Genomic DNA, 1,151 nt, shown 5'->3' with positions numbered 1-1,151 from the left:
GGCGTTGCTGGTTTCGCTCCTGCTGCTGGTCGCCTCGGTATTGACCTTGACTGTGATGACTTCGGTAACGATGTTCCAGTACGGGTTTACGCCATTGACAACAACGGAAGCGCTGACTACTGTAGCGTAATCGTTGAAGTACAGGCTTTCCAGGAAGGTCTTTGTGAAGGTACGGGTGGAAACCTGGCTGGTAACATTGCTACCCAGGACAACGACATGCTGGAAGGTGTTGAAGTAACCCTGACGGGTAACAACAACATGGACCAGATGGTGATGACCGCCGCTAACGGTGTCTTCAACTTCACAAACCTGCCATTAGGTGCTGACTACACGGTTCAGCCTGAGAACAACGTAGCCGTTGACTTCTCTGCTGTAACGGTAGCTGACGTTGTACTGATCGGTAACGTAATCCTCGGATCTGCTGATTTCAACTCTGCTTACGATTACCTCGCTGCTGACGTTGACCAGGACCAGAGCCTGGGCATCTTCGATATGGTAGCGATCCAGCGTGTGATCCTCGGCCTTGACGAGACCTTCGCTACGGGTGAGACCTGGGGCTTTGTTCCTGCTGACGTTGACGTAAGCAACCCTTACGCTTCTACCTTCCCCGGTGTAATCAACATCAACAACTTCGACCAGAACATCTTCACGGCTGACATGGTAGGCTTCGCTTACGGTGATGTTAACCGCGCTGGCCGCTCTACTGCTTCTGTTGAAGTAGAAGACGCTCGCCTGGAAGCTGGACAGTCTCACGTAATGACGATCAACGGCACTGAGCTGGCTGGTTTCCAGGGTACCCTGGAGCTTGCTGCTGGTCTGGAGTTGGTGAACGTAACCTTCGAAGGTGAAGGTGGTCTGAACCTTAACAACGCTGCTGAAGGCCTGATCGCTGTAGCATTCCGTAGCCCCGCTACGGTAAGCGTGGAAGTACGCGCTACGGAAGCTGGTCTTCTGAGCGAGCTGGTAAGCCTGAACGATGCCATCACGGTATCTGAAGGTGTAACGGCTAACGGTTCTGCTGCTGCACTGTCTCTGAACTTCGGTGGTCTGGTAGCTACTGAGCTTGGCAACAGCCTTGCACAGAACACGCCAAACCCAGTAGTAGAGACTACTCAAATCGCTTACACGCTGGCTACTGCCGGTCAGGTAAC

Annotated in this window: 1 pseudogene; it reads left to right on the top strand. The window is 53.2% G+C overall.

What is annotated here, in order from left to right:
* Window positions 1–1,151, top strand: a pseudogene (locus BM123_RS24335) (hypothetical protein); the annotation flags it as partial.

It is taken from the genome of Neolewinella agarilytica (genome assembly GCF_900110645.1).
In the GTDB taxonomy this organism is placed as follows: domain Bacteria; phylum Bacteroidota; class Bacteroidia; order Chitinophagales; family Saprospiraceae; genus Neolewinella; species Neolewinella agarilytica.
Note: the sequence above shows the minus strand (reverse complement) of the source record. Positions and strands in the feature narration are given on the sequence as shown.